Raw genomic sequence first — 17302 nt, 5'->3', positions numbered from 1 at the left:
AATCCTACAAAAAACGTCTTGTTGTAAGCAAGCTTACCAATTCGTTTTTGTAGATTTGTGCATGGCTGAACTGTTACAAAAATAGAAAAACTTGTAGAAAGTGACAATTGACGTAGAGACGATTTTGTGCGAAAATAAAATCAAGTGTGATGTTAAATTTTTGACAACATTATGCGGGAGAAAAATCATTCATATTTGAAAGGAGTATTAACATGATTTATTCACATGAAGTAGAAATGATGTGTCCGGTAGCGCAGGGCGCGAATCACGGACCGGCTCCGATTCCGGAAGAAGCAAAATGGGTAAAAGCGAAAGAGGTAAAAGACATTTCCGGTCTGACACACGGAATTGGCTGGTGTGCTCCGCAGCAGGGTACCTGTAAGCTGACTCTGAATGTAAAAGACGGTATCATTCAGGAAGCTCTGGTTGAGACAATTGGATGTTCCGGTATGACACATTCCGCAGCCATGGCATCTGAGATCCTTCCAGGTAAGACAATTCTGGAAGCATTGAACACAGACCTTGTTTGTGATGCTATCAATACAGCAATGAGAGAATTATTCCTTCAGATTGTATACGGAAGAACACAGAGTGCATTCTCTGAGGACGGACTTCCGATCGGTGCAGGTCTGGAAGATCTTGGTAAAGGCCTTCGTTCTCAGGTTGGTACAATGTATGGTACTCTTGCAAAAGGACCACGTTATCTGGAGATGGCAGAGGGTTATGTAACAGGAATCGCTCTGGACGAGAACAACGAGATTATCGGATACCAGTTCGTAAGCCTTGGCAAGTTCACAGACTTTATCAAAGCCGGCGATACTCCGAACGATGCATGGGAGAAAGCAAAAGGACAGTATGGACGTGTAGATGATGCAGCAAAGATTATCGACCCGCGTAAAGAGTAATTAAGTGCTTATAACAAGGAGGACAAATAAATGGCTTTATTTGAATCATATGAAAGAAGAATTGATAAAATCAATGAAGTTTTGAACAGCTATGGCATTGCTTCTATTGAAGAGGCAGAGAAGATTACAAAGGATGCCGGACTTGATGTTTACAATCAGGTAAAGGGAATCCAGCCGATCTGTTTTGAGAACGCATGCTGGGCATACACTGTAGGCGCGGCTATTGCGATTAAAAAAGGCTGCAAGACAGCAGCAGACGCAGCAGCAGCGATCGGAGAAGGTCTTCAGGCTTTCTGTATCCCGGGTTCTGTAGCAGACCAGAGAAAAGTAGGTCTGGGGCATGGTAACCTTGGAAAGATGCTTCTGGAAGAAGATACAGATTGTTTCGCATTTCTTGCAGGCCACGAGTCATTTGCAGCAGCAGAGGGCGCTATTGGTATTGCGGAGAAGGCAAACAAAGTTCGTAAAAAACCACTTCGTGTTATCTTGAACGGACTTGGAAAAGACGCAGCTAAGATTATTTCTAGAATTAACGGATTTACATATGTAGAGACTGAGTATGATTATTACACAGGTGAACTCAAAGAAGTTCAGAGAACAGCTTATTCTGAGGGACTTCGTGCAAAGGTTAATTGTTACGGCGCAAACGATGTTCGTGAAGGTGTAGCGATCATGCACAAAGAAGGTGTAGATGTTTCCATCACAGGTAACTCTACAAACCCGACACGTTTCCAGCACCCGGTTGCAGGTACATACAAGAAAGAATGTATGGAACAGGGTAAGAAATACTTCTCAGTTGCTTCCGGTGGTGGTACAGGACGTACACTTCACCCGGATAACATGGCGGCAGGACCGGCTTCTTACGGTATGACGGATACACTTGGACGTATGCACTCTGATGCACAGTTTGCAGGTTCTTCATCTGTACCGGCCCACGTTGAGATGATGGGACTGATCGGAGCAGGTAATAACCCGATGGTTGGTATGACTGTTGCAGTAGCAGTTTCCATCGAGGAGGCTGCAAAGGCTGGGAAATTTTAAGAATTAATATTTAGAATAAATGTAAAAATAAGGACTTTCGTTGACTTGGACAGGTGACGAAAGTTCTTTTTTTACTTAGTGCGCAAATTTTCTATTAGAGATTGTATTTTCCATTCATAACAGTTATAATTTTATTGTATATTCTTACCAAAATAGCTTATAATCAGCAAGTATATTCAAAAGAGTAAGAGGATGAAAACAAATGACAAACGAACTGTAAAGCTCCGCAGGGGGAAACGGGGCATCACCAGGAAGTTGGTAGGCGCAATTATTGTAACGATTGTAATCATGGTTGCCGCACTTCTGATGATTGTATACAACCGAGTTTCTAAGACGTTGTTGGAGAAAAGTGAGAATTTGCTTCAGGAGACTACAGATAAGACGCTTCAGGAAACCAATGCATGGATGAATAAAACGCTGACTATGCTTCAGATGCAGCGAGATACTATTGAGTATGAGAATATGGAGATTCCTGAGATGATGGAGTATATCCGACATACTGTTGATCAGAACGACGCATACCCTGCCGGGCTGTATATTGCTTTGACAGACGGTTCTCTGTATCATGCATCCTTTGTACCTGGTCCGGATTTCAACGCATTGGAGAAATCATGGTATCAGGACGGCATTCAATCAGACGACTTTATTTTGGGAGATGTATATTTTGATGAAGACAGCCAGTCCTATGTGGTAGGCGCTTCAGGTAAGCTTAAAAATGCTGCCGGACAGACCCGTGGTGTAGCGGCTGCCGATGTATATCTGGATTCCATTTCTGATATCGTGGCCAACATCCAGTTAGAGAAGACGGGCGGAATCTTCCTTGTAGATACACGGACTGATACGATTATCGGACATAAGGACAAGGAGATGACAGGGCATAATCTAGGTGAATTTAAAGGTGATATGTATGCTTATGCCGCTGAAAAGATACAGCAGAAGTCATTCGGATTATCACTTTATGATAACAACATGTACATACAGGTAGCACAAGTTCCGAATAGTGACTGGACCGCGGTATCCTATGTATCCAAAGATGAAGTCTTAAGAGATCTGCGTCTGCTGACTGGTATGATGATAACCGGTTCTGCTGTAGCCGTTTTCATAGCAATCCTTCTGATCATACTGCTTGTAAGGAATATTATCGGCAAGCCGGTAGCCGAACTGAATAATGTTGCTACTAAAATTGCAAAGGGTGAACTGGATCAGACCATTCGCCATACTTCTAATGACGAGCTTGGCGAGTTGGCAGAAAATTTCAGCAAAACGGTTGTCCGGTTACGAGACTATGTTGATTATATCAATGAAGTATCAGAAAAATTGCAGGAGATTGCACAGGGGAATCTTGACTTCACGCTTTCTCACGAATATGTAGGTGAATTTGCAAAAATTAAGGATTCTCTAGAAAATATTTCTATATCATTTAATGAGACACTGGGACAGATCAATGTATCCGCCGGACAGGTAGCAGAAGGCTCCGGTCATGTGGCAGAAGGTGCTCAGACACTCTCACAGGGATCTCTTCAACAGTCAGATGCGGTGGAGATGTTGGCAAATCACATCAATGATGTTTCCGACGGAATCCAGAAAACTGCAGCAGGCGCGAAGAAGGCAAGCGAGATTTCCAAGGACGTAGGAAGCCGCATCTTAGAGAGTAACGAAAAGATGCAGCATATGAACAGGGCAATCCAGAAGATTAGCAATAAGTCCACTGAGATTCACAATATCATCAAGACGATTGAGGATATTGCATTTCAGACTAACATCCTGGCGCTGAATGCATCTGTGGAGGCTGCCCGTGCCGGCACCGCAGGAAAGGGCTTCGCTGTAGTAGCTGATGAAGTTCGTGACCTGGCAAGCAAATCTTCCGAGGCTGCGAAGAATACGACAGCCTTGATCGATCAAACTGTAGAAGCCGTAGAAGAAGGAAGTACGATGGCAAAGGATACTGCAGATTCCATGCTTGCAGTTGTTGCACAGGCTGATGAGGTCAATAAGCTGATTGAAGGAATTGCTGAATATTCTGCGAAACAGGCTTCTGCTACCGAGGAAGTCTTACGCGGAATCGATCAGATATCTAATGTGGTACAATCTAATTTATCTACTGCAGAGAAGAGCGCTGCCGCCAGTGAAGAGCTGTCTGGGCAGGCTAATATGCTGAAGGAATTAGTGTCCAAGTTCCGATTGAAAAAAAGATGTTAAAAAGTACTGGATTCCAGGGGAGATTCTTATTTTGATTGGTAAGAAGATTATGAAAATGATACAGAGGAGAATTAAAATTATGCGGGAAATGGATTTTACGATCGAGGATCTTAATGCACTGACAATCGGACAGGAGATTGAAGTGATTGAAAGTCAGCTTCCGTCTTCTTACTATTATACGATGGAGCATGCACTTGGAATGAGCGGAAATTTCAAGAGTACGGAGCGTCTGAAGACAAGGAAAGGTATTGTCAGGGAAATTAAGGAGACGCCGAGATTTCATGTGGCAGTCCTGGAATTTGATGAATAGAAAGAAAAATTACTTATGGGCGCTGCATTTGCTGTAAAGTCTGCAACTGAGATGGAGAAGTGAATAGGGATTTGGAAAAATGTATGGAAATCAGTTGTGATTCCATACATTTTTTCTTTACAAATTTGTACAGATGTGTTATTGTATAAATAAGAAAGGTAATACCTATTACATAATACTTAATTCAAGGAGGAAAAACAATGTATCAGAGTCATGAGTACTACTTAAGAAAGGCAATTGAGATTTCAAAGGAGTCCAGAGAATCAGGTAACACACCTTTTGGCGCCCTGCTTGTGAATAAAGAAGGAGATATCATTATGGAGCAGCCAAATATTGAGATCACAGAAAAGATTTGTACAGGTCATGCAGAAGCCACGTTAGCTGCAAGAGCATCTCACGAATATTCCAAAGAGTTTCTCTGGGATTGTACACTGTATACGACAGCGGAGCCGTGTGCGATGTGTGCAGGAGCTATTTACTGGGCGAATATCGGAAGAGTTGTATATGGGATGACAGAAAGACGTCTCCTGCAGTTGACAGGAAGCCATGAGCAGAATCCGACCTTTGATCTTCCATGCCGTGACGTTTTTGCAAGAGGACAGAAGGATATACAGGTGATAGGACCTGTAGAGGAAGTAGAAGTAGAAGCAGCAAAAGTACATGAGGGATACTGGGATTAGAACTCAGACAGGAGAGACGATATGGGACAGGAAGTTTTTGACGAAAAGGCAGGCTGGAAAAAGACACTTATTATCGGGTTTCAACATGTGCTGACTATGTGTCCGGGAACAATTGCAGTGCCGTTGATCTTGGCAGGTGCATTGGGGCTGAGTGCAGAAGAGACAGCATTTCTTGTATCTGCTAATTTTTTTACAATTGGGATTGCAATTTTAATTCAAGTGCTCGGTGTGGGAAAATGGATTGGCTCAAAATATCCCATTATTCTTGGCTCTTCATTTGCTCCGCTTAGTCCGATGATCGTAATCGGACAGAAATATGGTATGCAGACATTGTTTGGAGCAATCATTGTATCAGGCGCGGCAATCTTTGTTTTATCGTTTTTTATGGACAAGATATTGAAATTGTTCCCACAGGTTGTTGTCGGAACTTTTGTAACTCTGATCGGAGTCAGTCTTGCACCGACTGCTGTGCGTGATCTTGCAGGCGGAGAGGGTTCCGAAGGGTTCGGAGCTATTCCAAACATCGTTTTAGGACTTTGTGTATTGCTGATTATTATTTTGATTGAAAAGTATGCAAAAGGAATCTGGCAGAGCATGTCGTTATTATTAGGAATTGTTGCCGGGACCGTTGCTGCCGCTCTGTTTCATATGGTAGATTTCACGCCGATCGCAGAGGCAAAATTGTTCCAGCCGGTCTTACCATTTCATTTTGGAATGCCGGAATTCAAGATCATTCCGATTCTGATGATGACAATTTTCTGTATTATAAATATGATTCAGTGTATCGGTGTTTTTTCTGTTATAGATGAGATTACGGGCATACATACTGACAACAATACAAAAGAGCGCGGAATCCGCGGACAGGCAGTTTCACAGATTTTTACAGGTGCTTTCAATTCTGTGCCTTCTACAATGTTTAATGAAAATGTCAGTCTGATAGATTTGACAAAGGTAAAAAGCCGTTCCGTGATCACAGCGGCAGGGATCATGGTTGTGATCGCCGGAATTTTTCCTAAAATATCGGCTGTTATCACGGCAGTACCGAAATGTGTGCTTGGCGGGGCGACATTAGCACTGTTTGGCGTGATTACTGCATCGGGAATCTCCATCTTGTCCAAAGTGGATTTTGGAGCAGATAACAATTTTAAGATTATAGGAACAAGTATTGCAATTGGAGTCGGAGCAACGTTTGCCCCAGAAATTTTTGTAAATATGCCAGAAATGTTGTCTATGGTGATGAGTAATGGCTTATTTATGGTAAGCGCCAGTGCAATTATCCTGAATATATTATTGAATGGAAAGAAAGCATTGTCATAATTTTGCTGCTGTACGCGCCTGTAGGGTATGAACATTAACATATATTTTTTTATATAGTCCAAACTTGACAAAAGGAGCTTCCTCCACTATCATTTTTCTTAAGTGATGAAAGTGGAGGAAGCTGTTTTGGGTACGCGTAAATTAAATGTTATGCCTTTGTCTGAGCAGGCAAAGACAGAGGTGATGAGATATATTGAGGAAATGGACCTCAACCGGGACAATAAATTACCGAGGGAGGAAGTTCTGGCAGAGATGATCGGTGTCAGCAGGATTACAATCCGGCAGGCATTGAATGCACTTGCCGCAGAGGGGATCATTTTCCGCCGGCAGGGAAAAGGTACCTTTGTAAACGTTGATTCATTGAATATCAAGGTGACATTCAGTCCGTGTATGGAACTGACCCAGATGATACAGAACAGTGGATATAAACCTTCTGTGAGGCTGCTTAAGATTAGTAAGATAAAGCGTGATGATGAGATTGCTTCTATTCTTCAGATGCAGAAAGAAGAACAGCTTGTCATTGCAGAAAAGTTGTTCCTTGCCGATAATCAGATCTGTGCGTTTTGCAGAGATTATTTTAGTATGAATCTGATAGGAGGAGAAGAAGCTTTTGATTCATTTTCCAAATATGAGGATTCTATTTATAAATATATCTATAATTTGTCCGGTGAGAAAGTGGAGTGGGACAAGGTGGAAATAGATACGGTCATGCCAGCAGATATTCAGGGATTGAAAAGATATGTAACTGTAAAAGAACTGGGGGACTCTCCTTATTTGTATTTAAAATCAATTAATTATAGTTCCAATGATAAGCCTCTTGTTTATGCGAATGAATATTTCAATCCTTCGATCATCAGGTTTAATTTGATCCGGCAAAAAAAAATACAGTATTAAAACAAAGAATAAACGACGGTTCACCTTTGGGGTGTGCATCATGCTGCACATATCAGTTCAGTATAAAAAACACTTGCACTTTAAAGTGGGAAAGCCTATAATGGAAAATGATTTTTTTAATATCAAAGAAACTTGTAATCGACTAGTATGAAAAGAGGGAAAGAATAATGAGTATCAGAATCGGAATTTTAGGTTATGGTAATCTGGGACGCGGCGTAGAATGTGCTGTAAAGCAGAATAAGGATATGAAGCTTGTTGCCGTATTTACAAGAAGAAGCCCAGAGAGTGTGCATATTTTAACAGAAGGAGCGGCAGTTTGTAATGTGTCAGAGGCTGCTGACTGGAAGGATAAGATTGACGTTATGATTCTTTGCGGAGGAAGCGCAACGGATCTGCCGAAGCAGACGCCAGAATTTGCAGAGATGTTCAATGTGGTGGACAGTTTTGATACTCATGCAAAGATTCCGGAGCACTTTGCAAATGTAGACGCGGCAGCGAAGAAGAGCGGAAAGGTCGGAATTATTTCTGTAGGCTGGGATCCGGGAATGTTCTCTTTGAACAGACTGTACGCAAGCGCTGTGCTCCCGGATGGAAAGGATTATACATTCTGGGGAAAGGGTGTAAGTCAGGGACATTCTGACGCAATCCGCCGTATTGCCGGAGTGAAGGATGCAAAGCAGTATACGATTCCTGTAGATACAGCTCTGGATGCAGTCAGAGATGGTCAAAATCCGGAACTGTCAACCCGTGAAAAACATACAAGGGAGTGTTTTGTTGTTTTAGAAGAGGGTGCAGATAAAGCGAAGATCGAGGAAGAAATTAAGACTATGCCGAATTACTTTGCAGATTATGATACAACCGTACATTTTATCAGCGAAGAGGAGCTGAAACGCGATCACAGTGGAATTCCACACGGAGGATTCGTGTTAAGGAGCGGTAAGACAGGCTGGAACGGAGAGAACTCACATTTGATTGAATATAGTTTGAAATTAGATTCTAACCCGGAATTTACTTCCAGTGTTATTGCTGCTTATGCAAGAGCAGCATATCGAATGGCTTCGGAAGGTCAGAGCGGATGCAAGACTGTATTTGACATTGCGCCTGCATATTTGAGTACGAAGGATGGAGCAGAGCTGCGTGCAGAAATGCTGTAAGAAGCAGTTATATTTATGACAAAATATTTCTATAAATTGAACGATTGAAAAGAAAAGGTTCTGCAGACGGACATAAAAGTGAAAGTTTGCAGAACCTTTGTTTATCTGTTAATTTTATCTTACAGAGTAATACTGTATTTTCTGAACAGGCAGGAAATTATCCCTGCAAGACAAAAGCCAAAGAGCACATTGTGCATGGATCCAAAGACGTCTAATGCACCTTTGAATCCTTTTAATATTTCTATGGATTCAGGAATCCAGCCGCTTATATAGAATGATGCAAATGAGCAAAGATAGAGAAAAATAAAAGAAAACATTCCCCGTCCCACATCTTCCTTGTATGTGCCATATTCATCCCGTACACGGACGCGCGTCATTGCCCATAGCATAGAAATAATTTCAAAAAATATCAGACAGGCAACAACAGAAAAATAAGCAGTCAGTGTCATTGTATAGGTATTAGAAGCAACTGCATTTTCTATATCGCCATAAGGGGTGCTTCCCCGCAAGAAGTTATAACCCATTAGAATTAATATTGCCAGCATTAAAAACAGCGTCAGATTACGGATTACGGTGCGGGTAATATGGAGCATGACATTGCCGCCTTTTTGAATCGGCGCTGCAAGCTGTGTGGGGCGGTAGGCACGGTGTCTGCCTGTGCGGATGCTGCTGTTTTGTCTGTTTTTGCAGGAAGTATCATAGTTGCCATTGTAATCAGTATAATCGTCTATGCTGCTGTATATGTCTACAGTATCAGTAAATTTACGGACACGCTGATCAGGTTTTCTTTTCAGAGAATACATTTCCTGTGTTTCAAAATCTCTTTCATTTGTATCGTACTCAAAGGTCATATCGTCTTCGTAAGTTACTTCAAAATTATCATCAAAATAAGCCGCGTTTTTATTTCTTGAACGCATGCAATCTCCCCTTTCTATTGGAGTTTTTCCAATGTTTTCTATAGTATCTCTTTTTTCTAAAAAAGACAAGAGAAGTTAATAAAAATTTATAAAGAACTAAGAATTTTGCGTAATATAGACAAGCAAACGGGAATTGAAAATGAAGAATTATTTGAAATTACATAACAAATGAGAAGCGGATTATGGTATAATTATCAAATTGGCAAAGTTGATAAAAAATATAGCAAGAGGAACGGACATGAATGTTTTGAATTTGGAACATGTTAGTAAAGTATATGGGGAGAAAACAATTTTTGATGATGTGTCTTTTGGAATTCATGAGGGAGACAAAATAGGTATTATCGGAATTAACGGAACAGGCAAAACTACGCTGCTCAAAATGATTGCGGGACTGGAGACTCCAGATGAAGGTCAGGTCATCACTCAGAACGGACTGCATGTAACGTATCTGCCGCAGAATCCGGAATTTCTAGAGGGGGCAACTGTGCTTTCTTATGTTATGAGGGGGCGTGAGAAGCAGGACTGGAATACAGAGAGTGAGGCGAAAACAGTGCTGACCCGTTTGTCACTTTTTAACTTTGAAGAACCAATCGCACACCTGTCCGGTGGACAGAAGAAGCGGGCAGCTCTTGCAAGAACACTGGTTAATTCGGCAGATGTACTGATCTTGGACGAGCCGACCAACCATCTGGACAATGAGATGGCGGCATGGCTGGAGAGGTATTTGAATAAGTTCCGCGGTGTTGTGGTCATGGTAACACATGACCGGTATTTTCTGGACAGGGTGACGAATAAGATTTTAGAAATCAGTCATGGTAAGTTGTATTCTTATGCGGCAAATTATTCGGAATTTCTGGAGCAGAAGGCACAGCGTGAGGAAATGGAACTGGCTTCGGAGAGGAAACGGCAAAGTGTGCTTCGTATGGAACTGGAGTGGGCAAAGCGGGGGTGCCGTGCCAGAAGTACGAAGCAAAGAGCCAGATTGGAACGTCTGGAGACATTGAAAAACGGCAAGGCTCCGGTGCAGGAGGAACATGTGGAGCTGGATTCTGTAGAAACACGAATGGGAAAGAAAACTATAGAGCTGCATCATATCAGCAAGCGGTACGGAGCAAAGGTGTTGATCGATGATTTTGATTATATTGTGTTGAAAAATCAACGGCTTGGAATTATCGGAGCTAACGGCTGCGGCAAATCTACACTGATGAATATTATTACAGGAAATCTGCAGCCGGATTTCGGCAGTGTGGAAATCGGCGATACGGTAAAAATCGGATATTTCGCACAGGAAGCAACGGAGATGGAGGAAAGCCAAAGAGTCATTGATTATATCAAGGACACGGCAGAATATGTGATGACAAGGGAAGGAAAGATCACAGCATCTCAAATGCTGGAACGCTTTTTGTTTGATTCCGCAATACAGTATACCCCCATCGGTAAATTATCTGGCGGAGAAAAGCGTAGACTGTATTTGTTAAAGGTATTGATGGAAGCACCGAATGTTCTGATCCTGGATGAGCCGACTAATGATCTGGATATTCCTACGCTGACTGTACTTGAAGATTATCTGGATTCTTTTGTAGGAATTGTGATTGCAGTTTCTCATGACAGGTATTTTTTAGACAATATGGCGGAGCGGATATTTGCGTTTGAAGGTTCCGGACGTCTTGTACAATATGAAGGCGGCTATACAGATTATCTTGAGTCAGTGCAGAGAAAGAATCAGGCAGATGGAAGTACACAAAAGAACAGTATATTAAAGGATGAAGAAAAGAAGGCGGAGAAAAGAGAGTGGAAACAAAATCATGCGGTAAAGCTGAAATTCTCTTTTAAAGAACAGCGGGAATATGACACGATTGATGAGGAGATCGCGTCCCTGGAGGAAAAGATAGAAGGACTGGAGTCTGCTATGGCAGAAAATGCAACAAATTCCGCAAAACTTTCGGAACTGCTGGCGGAGAAAGAACAGATGGAACAGGAACTGGAGTGTAAGATGGAACGCTGGGTCGATCTGAATGATCTGGCAGAAAAAATCGAAGCACAAAAACAGTAGGGTGTGAACAGTAACTTTGGCAACATAATTACATCTAGTGGCACGAATTTTGTATATACATTTTTGAAAGAGTATTTTATAATAATGTTAATGGGATGTTGAGAAAATAAAGGAGGAGACAGCAATGCAAAAACCGGTGTTAGTCATTATGGCTGCGGGAATGGGAAGCAGATACGGAGGCTTGAAGCAAATCGATCCGGTAGACGCCGATGGACATATCATTATGGATTTTTCTATCTATGACGCGAAACGGGCTGGATTTGAGAAGGTTGTTTTTATCATAAAAAAGGCAATTGAGAAGGAATTTAAGGAATCAATAGGCAACAGAATTGCTCAGTATATGGATGTAGAGTATGTCTATCAGGAACTTGGAACATTACCGGAAGGCTTCACTGTACCGGAGGGAAGAGAAAAGCCGTTTGGAACAGGTCATGCGATTTTGAGCTGTAAAGAAGTTATAAAAGGACCTTTTGCAGTGATTAATGCAGATGATTATTACGGGGTTCATGCATTCCGTGAAATTTATAATTATCTGACGGAGAATGAAGATGATGCCAAGTACTGTTATGCTATGGTAGGATACATTTTGTCTAATACATTGACAGAGAATGGATATGTTTCCAGAGGTATCTGCGAGACAGATAGTGAGGGATTCCTGACAGGGATTACAGAACGTACTCACATTGAGAGACACGGAGACGGAGTCGCATTTACCGAGGATGACGGCAGAACATGGACAGAGATTTCAGAAGAGAGCATTGCATCTATGAATCTGTTCGGGTTTACAGAAAGTATGCTGAAAGAACTGGAAGCAGGTTTTTTGAAGTTTCTTGAAAAAGGATTGCAGGAAAATCCGATGAAATGTGAGTATTTCCTTCCGTCAGTTGTGGGAGAACTGATTGCGGCAGATAAGGCAACTGTGAAAGTGCTGAAATCTACAGACCGCTGGTATGGAATTACTTACAAGAAAGATAAAGCGGCGGTAGTTGACGCTATTTGGAATCTTAAAAACGAGGGGGTGTATCCGGAACATCTTTGGAAATCATAGAGTCGATTAATAGAAGTGGAAGATAAGGAGAGGTTAATATGGCAATTTTAGTAGCAGGCGGCGCCGGATATATCGGAAGCCACACATGTGTAGAACTTTTGGAAAGAGGATATGAGGTTGTAGTTGTAGATAATTTGTACAATTCCAGTGAGACCGCATTAGACAGAGTACAGGAGATCACAGGCAAGACGTTGAAATTCTATAAAGGAGACCTTCTGAACAGGGAAGATTTAGAGCCTATATTTGAAAATGAAGCAATTGATGCAGTTATTAACTTTGCCGGATTGAAGGCTGTCGGAGAGTCTGTAGCGAAACCGTGGGAATACTACCACAATAACATTACAGGAACGTTGATCCTCTGTGATGTAATGAGAAAGCATAATTGTAAGAATATGATATTCAGTTCTTCGGCAACTGTATACGGAGACCCGGCGGAAATACCGATCACAGAGAATTGTCCGAAGGGCGAGATTACCAATCCATACGGACAAACAAAGGGAATGCTGGAGCAGATTCTGACAGACCTGCATACAGGAGATCCAGAGTGGAATGTCATGCTGCTTCGTTACTTTAACCCTATCGGAGCTCACAAGTCCGGAAGAATCGGAGAGGATCCGAAGGGAATTCCAAACAATCTGGTTCCGTATATTGCACAGGTTGCAGTAGGTAAGCTGGATAAGCTGGGGGTATTTGGGGACGATTATGATACTCATGATGGTACAGGAGTCAGAGATTACATTCATGTGGTAGACCTTGCGGTCGGACATGTGAAAGCAATTGAGAGAATGAAGACCGCAAAAGGAGTACATGTATACAATCTCGGAACAGGAAACGGTTACAGTGTTCTAGATGTTGTAAAGGCGTATGAAAAGGCATGCGGACGGGAGATTCCGTATGAAGTGAAGCCGCGCCGTGCAGGAGATATTGCAACGTGTTACTGTGATGCTTCTAAAGCGAAGGAAGAGCTGGGATGGACAGCAGAACGCGGAATTGAGGAAATGTGTGCAGATTCCTGGAAGTGGCAGTCAGAAAACCCGGATGGATATCGCGGATAAATAAGACGGCTGTATGATAAAATAGTAGAAAATAGAAATAGAATCCGCCCTTTCACCGCAGGTGAACTTAGTATAGGGCGGATTTTAATATAAGGTATTGACAAGTGCAGATTTTGTTGGTATTATTTAAAAACAGAACGCACTCTGTTTTTAAAAATGTACTGAGCAGCTATTAAGTTTCAAAGATGAGATTAGGAGAGCAGAGAAGTTATGAGAAAACAGGTATTTTCTTTATTGGTGGATAATAATCCGGGAGTGCTGAGCCGCATAGCGGGGCTGTTCAGCCGCCGTGGTTATAGTATTGACAGTATTACATCCGGAACTACAACGGATACTGCGTTTACAAGGATTACGGTCGTAGCAACGGGAGACGAAGTGATATTGTCCCAGATCGAGAAGCAGGTGCGCAAGCTGGAAGATGTGCATGAGATTAAGGTTTTAAAAAATGGTGAATCGGTATTCCGAGAGCTGATTATGGTGAAGATCCGTGCTGATGCACAGCAGCGTACAGAATTGAATTCCATTGTAGATATTTTCCGTGCCAAGATTGTCGATGTAGAAAAGGAGTCTTTGATCGTGGAGCTGACCGGAGACCAGTCAAAGCTGGATGCATTTATGAATCTGTTGGATGGATATGAGATTTTAGAATTGGCAAGAACGGGAATTACCGGCCTTTCCAGAGGAAGCAGGGATGTAACCCTTTTTCTGTAAATGAAGGAAGCTAGAGGTATTTGCCTTTAACTACATAGAAAAATAAAAAGCCGGAGCAGTCCGGTATTTTAGAAAATCAGGAGGAATGTAAAAATGGCAGCAAAGATTTATTATCAGGAAGATTGTAACCTTTCCATGTTAGAGGGTAAGACAATTGCAATTATCGGTTACGGAAGTCAGGGACATGCACATGCACTGAATTTAAAAGATTCAGGTTGTAAGGTCATCATCGGTCTGTATGAAGGCAGCAAGTCCTGGGACAAAGCAGTTGCACAGGGATTTGAAGTATTTACAGCGGCAGAGGCAGCAAAGCAGGCTGATATCATTATGATTCTGATCAACGATGAGAAACAGGCAGCATTGTATAAGAAAGATATTGAGCCGAATCTTGAGGAAGGCAATATGCTGATGTTTGCTCATGGATTTAACATTCATTTCGGACAGATCGTACCGCCGGCATATGTTGACGTTACAATGATCGCTCCGAAAGGACCGGGACATACAGTAAGAAGCGAATATGAAGCGGGTAAGGGAGTACCGACCCTTGTTGCCGTTGAGCAGGACGCGACAGGAAAGGCACTTGACAAAGCACTTGCCTATGCCGCAGGTATCGGCGGAGCAAGAGCCGGAGTTTTGGAAACAACATTCAGAACAGAGACAGAGACAGACCTCTTTGGTGAGCAGGCAGTTCTCTGCGGCGGCGTGTGTGCATTGATGCAGGCCGGATTTGAGACTCTTACAGAGGCAGGATATGATCCGAGAAATGCATACTTTGAGTGTATCCATGAGATGAAGCTGATTGTTGATCTGATCTATCAGTCAGGATTTGCAGGAATGAGATATTCTATTTCTAATACTGCTGAGTATGGTGATTACATTACAGGACCGAAGATTATCACAGACGAGACAAAGAAAGCTATGAAGAAGATACTGAAAGACATTCAGGATGGTACATTTGCAAAAGACTTTTTGCTGGATATGTCTGAGGCAGGCGGTCAGGCTCATTTTAAAGCAATGAGAAAGCTGGCTTCTGAGCATCCGTCAGAGAAAGTTGGCGAGGAAATCAGAAAGCTGTACAGCTGGAGTGATGAGGATAAGCTGATCAATAACTAATCTGAATCAGAGAAACAGGAATATATAAAGGACTGGTGTTCTGTTTTTACAGAATCCTGGTCCTTTTATAAACAGCAGATATTATTAAAGTGCAATAAAAAACATCTGCCATGACGGAAGCAGATGCTTTTGTTATGTTTATAATATTTTATAGTTAAGCAATGAATTAAGCAATGCTGTCTACAGCTTTAGAAAGACGGGCAACTTTTCTGGAAACAGTGTTCTTGTGATATACACCCTTTGTTCCAGCTTTTGTAATCTCAACGATCGCTGCTCTCAGAGCTGTCTTAGCTGTTGCGGCATCTTTTGCTTCTACAGCAGCTTCAACCTTCTTTACAGCAGTTTTAACCTTAGACTTAATTGCTTTATTTCTTGCAGCCTTTGTCTCGTTTACTAAAATTCTCTTTTTAGCGGATTTAATGTTAGCCAACCTGTACACCTCCAACCATTGTAATTTTCAAAATGTAATTCTGTTCTGTTGGACTCGGACACGGACGTTCCAACGAACATACTCATTCATTTTATGCCAAGTATGTACAGTTGTCAATACATATTTCGGAAAATATTGCAAAAAATAGTAACAGTTGTAACAGTTCAGCGCAGGAGTTTGCACTTGCTGCAAACTCCGTAAGAATACGTGATGGAGAATAGAATCCGCCCTTCCACCGTAGGTGAACTTAAAATAGGGCGGATTCAGTAAATATGAAGCCGAAAGGCTGAATAGTTACTAACAGTTCGTTACTGTGAACAGTAACAACAGTTCAGCGCAGAACTTTGCACTTGCCGCAAAGTATGTAAGAAAGTGTGATGGAGGAAATGGTATGATTGAGAAATATAGCGTGAGGACGGACTTGGCGTTAGAGGAAAAGGAGCGGTTTGAATCCGATAACGTGGAAATTCAGGGAGTTGTGCTGGAAGAGGAGTATGATGAACAGTGCGAAATGCGGGTTACGCGCGTGAAAGTGGAGACAGAAAACGGGGCAAAAACAATGGGGAAACCGGTGGGTGTTTACCTGACACTGGAAGCCCCCAATCTGGCAGTTCCTGACGAGGATTATCACAGAGAGATTTCAAAGAAACTGGCAGAGTATATCAGAGAGCTGATATGTGGGAAGGAAGCGGAGAAGGAGGACTTATCCGTACTTGTAGTCGGTTTGGGGAACCGTCAGGTGACACCGGACGCATTGGGACCGTATGTAGCGGACAACCTCTGTGTGACCCGCCATATTGTGAAAGAGTATGGAAAATACGCGATGGGGATGGAACATGTAAAGCTTGTGAGCGCTATCGTGCCGGGAGTTATGGGACAGACGGGAATGGAGAGTCTGGAAATAGTAAAGGGAATTGTCGGTGAGACAAAACCCAATTTGGTTATTGCCGTGGATGCTCTTGCAGCACGAAACAGCCGCAGACTGAACCGGACGATCCAGATTGCGGATACAGGAATTCATCCGGGGTCGGGAGTCGGCAATCACAGAAGCGGGCTGACAAAAGAAACATTGGGGGTTCCTGTGATTGGAATCGGTGTGCCGACAGTTGTAGATGCGGCAACGATTGTAAATGATACGATGGAAAATCTGATCGGTGCGTTGGAATCTTCAAAAATGTTAAAGGGAGTCGGAGATGTTCTTCGGACATACAACAACGCAGAGAAGTATGAGCTGGTGAAAGAATTGATTTCTCCACATTTAAATGGAATGTTTGTCACGCCGAAGGATGAGGATGAGATGGTGAAGCAGATTAGTTATACGATTTCCGAGGCGCTTAATCTGTTGTTTACAAATCAACAGGATAACTTGTAAGATGACAGCATATTTTACTTTTATTGTGTGTCTGTCCGCTATGTATAATCGGTCAGCTGATTTCATATAATGGATGGGACAGCGTTTATCAATATCTTCAATT

Annotated in this window: 16 protein-coding genes; 14 read left to right on the top strand and 2 right to left on the bottom strand. The window is 42.3% G+C overall.

The window, feature by feature from the left end:
- Positions 1-212: 212 nt before the first annotated feature.
- The 8 genes from NFS18_RS10710 (at position 213) to NFS18_RS10675 (ending at position 8500) form a co-directional block, all read left to right on the top strand.
- Positions 213-905, top strand: a complete 693-nt coding sequence (locus NFS18_RS10710; protein ID WP_251390025.1) for an iron-sulfur cluster assembly scaffold protein — start codon at positions 213-215, stop codon at positions 903-905.
- Positions 906-935: 30 nt separating this feature from the next.
- Positions 936-1946, top strand: coding sequence for a GGGtGRT protein (locus NFS18_RS10705; protein ID WP_251390024.1), 1011 nt, complete (start codon positions 936-938; stop codon positions 1944-1946).
- A 192-nt stretch (positions 1947-2138) separates the two neighbouring features.
- On the top strand, positions 2139-4145 hold the full coding sequence (locus NFS18_RS10700) for a methyl-accepting chemotaxis protein (RefSeq protein WP_251390023.1): 2007 nt from the start codon (positions 2139-2141) through the stop codon (positions 4143-4145).
- A 79-nt stretch (positions 4146-4224) separates the two neighbouring features.
- Positions 4225-4455, top strand: a complete 231-nt coding sequence (locus NFS18_RS10695; RefSeq protein WP_251390029.1) for a hypothetical protein — start codon at positions 4225-4227, stop codon at positions 4453-4455.
- A 200-nt stretch (positions 4456-4655) separates the two neighbouring features.
- Positions 4656-5135 (top strand): nucleoside deaminase, encoded by a 480-nt coding sequence (locus NFS18_RS10690; protein WP_251390022.1) that lies wholly within the window; start codon positions 4656-4658, stop codon positions 5133-5135.
- Positions 5136-5156: 21 nt separating this feature from the next.
- Entirely contained in the window at positions 5157-6452 is a 1296-nt protein-coding gene (locus NFS18_RS10685) for a uracil-xanthine permease family protein (RefSeq protein WP_251390021.1), read from the top strand.
- 126 nt (positions 6453-6578) lie between these two features.
- Positions 6579-7346 carry a GntR family transcriptional regulator gene (locus NFS18_RS10680; protein WP_251390020.1) on the top strand — a complete coding sequence of 256 codons (768 nt, stop codon included), beginning with the start codon at positions 6579-6581 and terminating at the stop codon, positions 7344-7346.
- 167 nt (positions 7347-7513) lie between these two features.
- Complete coding sequence (locus NFS18_RS10675) at positions 7514-8500, top strand: diaminopimelate dehydrogenase (protein WP_251390019.1); 987 nt, start codon at positions 7514-7516, stop codon at positions 8498-8500.
- A gap of 119 nt (positions 8501-8619) precedes the next feature.
- Here NFS18_RS10675 and NFS18_RS10670 read toward each other — a convergent pair whose 3' ends face one another.
- Positions 8620-9417 (bottom strand): hypothetical protein, encoded by a 798-nt coding sequence (locus tag NFS18_RS10670; protein ID WP_251390018.1) that lies wholly within the window; start codon positions 9415-9417, stop codon positions 8620-8622.
- Between the two features lie 238 nt (positions 9418-9655).
- Between NFS18_RS10670 and NFS18_RS10665 the strand changes: the two genes are divergently transcribed.
- The 5 genes from NFS18_RS10665 to ilvC all read left to right on the top strand — a co-directional run bounded on the left by NFS18_RS10665 (position 9656) and on the right by ilvC (position 15397).
- Positions 9656-11470, top strand: a complete 1815-nt coding sequence (locus NFS18_RS10665; protein WP_251390017.1) for an ABC-F family ATP-binding cassette domain-containing protein — start codon at positions 9656-9658, stop codon at positions 11468-11470.
- 124 nt (positions 11471-11594) lie between these two features.
- On the top strand, positions 11595-12518 hold the full coding sequence (locus tag NFS18_RS10660) for a sugar phosphate nucleotidyltransferase (protein ID WP_251390016.1): 924 nt from the start codon (positions 11595-11597) through the stop codon (positions 12516-12518).
- 38 nt (positions 12519-12556) lie between these two features.
- Positions 12557-13573 carry a UDP-glucose 4-epimerase GalE gene (gene galE, locus NFS18_RS10655; protein WP_251390015.1) on the top strand — a complete coding sequence of 339 codons (1017 nt, stop codon included), beginning with the start codon at positions 12557-12559 and terminating at the stop codon, positions 13571-13573.
- A gap of 210 nt (positions 13574-13783) precedes the next feature.
- Positions 13784-14284: an acetolactate synthase small subunit gene (gene ilvN, locus NFS18_RS10650; protein ID WP_251390014.1), complete on the top strand. Its 501-nt coding sequence runs from the start codon at positions 13784-13786 to the stop codon at positions 14282-14284.
- Between the two features lie 93 nt (positions 14285-14377).
- The gene (ilvC, locus tag NFS18_RS10645; RefSeq protein ID WP_251390013.1) at positions 14378-15397 is read left to right on the top strand and encodes a ketol-acid reductoisomerase; all 1020 of its coding nucleotides are present in this window, start codon (positions 14378-14380) and stop codon (positions 15395-15397) included.
- Positions 15398-15563: 166 nt separating this feature from the next.
- Here the strand turns inward: ilvC and rpsT are convergent, their stop codons facing one another.
- Complete coding sequence (gene rpsT / locus NFS18_RS10640; RefSeq protein WP_251390012.1) at positions 15564-15827, bottom strand: 30S ribosomal protein S20; 264 nt, start codon at positions 15825-15827, stop codon at positions 15564-15566.
- Between the two features lie 391 nt (positions 15828-16218).
- Here rpsT and gpr point away from each other — a divergent pair, with 391 nt between their 5' ends.
- Positions 16219-17199, top strand: coding sequence for a GPR endopeptidase (gpr, locus tag NFS18_RS10635; RefSeq protein ID WP_251390011.1), 981 nt, complete (start codon positions 16219-16221; stop codon positions 17197-17199).
- Positions 17200-17302: the final 103 nt, after the last annotated feature.

This window comes from Mediterraneibacter agrestimuris, assembly GCF_943193195.1.
Classification (GTDB): Bacteria; Bacillota; Clostridia; order Lachnospirales; family Lachnospiraceae; genus Schaedlerella; species Schaedlerella agrestimuris.
The sequence above is the reverse complement of the archived record's forward strand: the minus strand, read 5'-3'. Positions and strand labels throughout refer to the sequence as shown.

What these genes read in the sequence shown, in the direction of transcription:
- NFS18_RS10690 (WP_251390022.1), top strand. Translation starts at nt 4,656, where the DNA reads ATGTATCAGAGTCATGAGTACTACTTAAGAAAGGCAATTGAGATTTCA.
- NFS18_RS10695 (WP_251390029.1), top strand. Translation starts at nt 4,225, where the DNA reads ATGCGGGAAATGGATTTTACGATCGAGGATCTTAATGCACTGACAATC.
- NFS18_RS10700 (WP_251390023.1), top strand. Translation starts at nt 2,139, where the DNA reads ATGAAAACAAATGACAAACGAACTGTAAAGCTCCGCAGGGGGAAACGG.
- NFS18_RS10705 (WP_251390024.1), top strand. Translation starts at nt 936, where the DNA reads ATGGCTTTATTTGAATCATATGAAAGAAGAATTGATAAAATCAATGAA.
- NFS18_RS10665 (WP_251390017.1), top strand. Translation starts at nt 9,656, where the DNA reads ATGAATGTTTTGAATTTGGAACATGTTAGTAAAGTATATGGGGAGAAA.
- gpr (WP_251390011.1), top strand. Translation starts at nt 16,219, where the DNA reads ATGATTGAGAAATATAGCGTGAGGACGGACTTGGCGTTAGAGGAAAAG.
- ilvC (WP_251390013.1), top strand. Translation starts at nt 14,378, where the DNA reads ATGGCAGCAAAGATTTATTATCAGGAAGATTGTAACCTTTCCATGTTA.
- NFS18_RS10710 (WP_251390025.1), top strand. Translation starts at nt 213, where the DNA reads ATGATTTATTCACATGAAGTAGAAATGATGTGTCCGGTAGCGCAGGGC.
- NFS18_RS10670 (WP_251390018.1), bottom strand. Translation starts at nt 9,417, where the DNA reads ATGCGTTCAAGAAATAAAAACGCGGCTTATTTTGATGATAATTTTGAA.
- NFS18_RS10675 (WP_251390019.1), top strand. Translation starts at nt 7,514, where the DNA reads ATGAGTATCAGAATCGGAATTTTAGGTTATGGTAATCTGGGACGCGGC.
- galE (WP_251390015.1), top strand. Translation starts at nt 12,557, where the DNA reads ATGGCAATTTTAGTAGCAGGCGGCGCCGGATATATCGGAAGCCACACA.
- NFS18_RS10685 (WP_251390021.1), top strand. Translation starts at nt 5,157, where the DNA reads ATGGGACAGGAAGTTTTTGACGAAAAGGCAGGCTGGAAAAAGACACTT.
- ilvN (WP_251390014.1), top strand. Translation starts at nt 13,784, where the DNA reads ATGAGAAAACAGGTATTTTCTTTATTGGTGGATAATAATCCGGGAGTG.
- NFS18_RS10660 (WP_251390016.1), top strand. Translation starts at nt 11,595, where the DNA reads ATGCAAAAACCGGTGTTAGTCATTATGGCTGCGGGAATGGGAAGCAGA.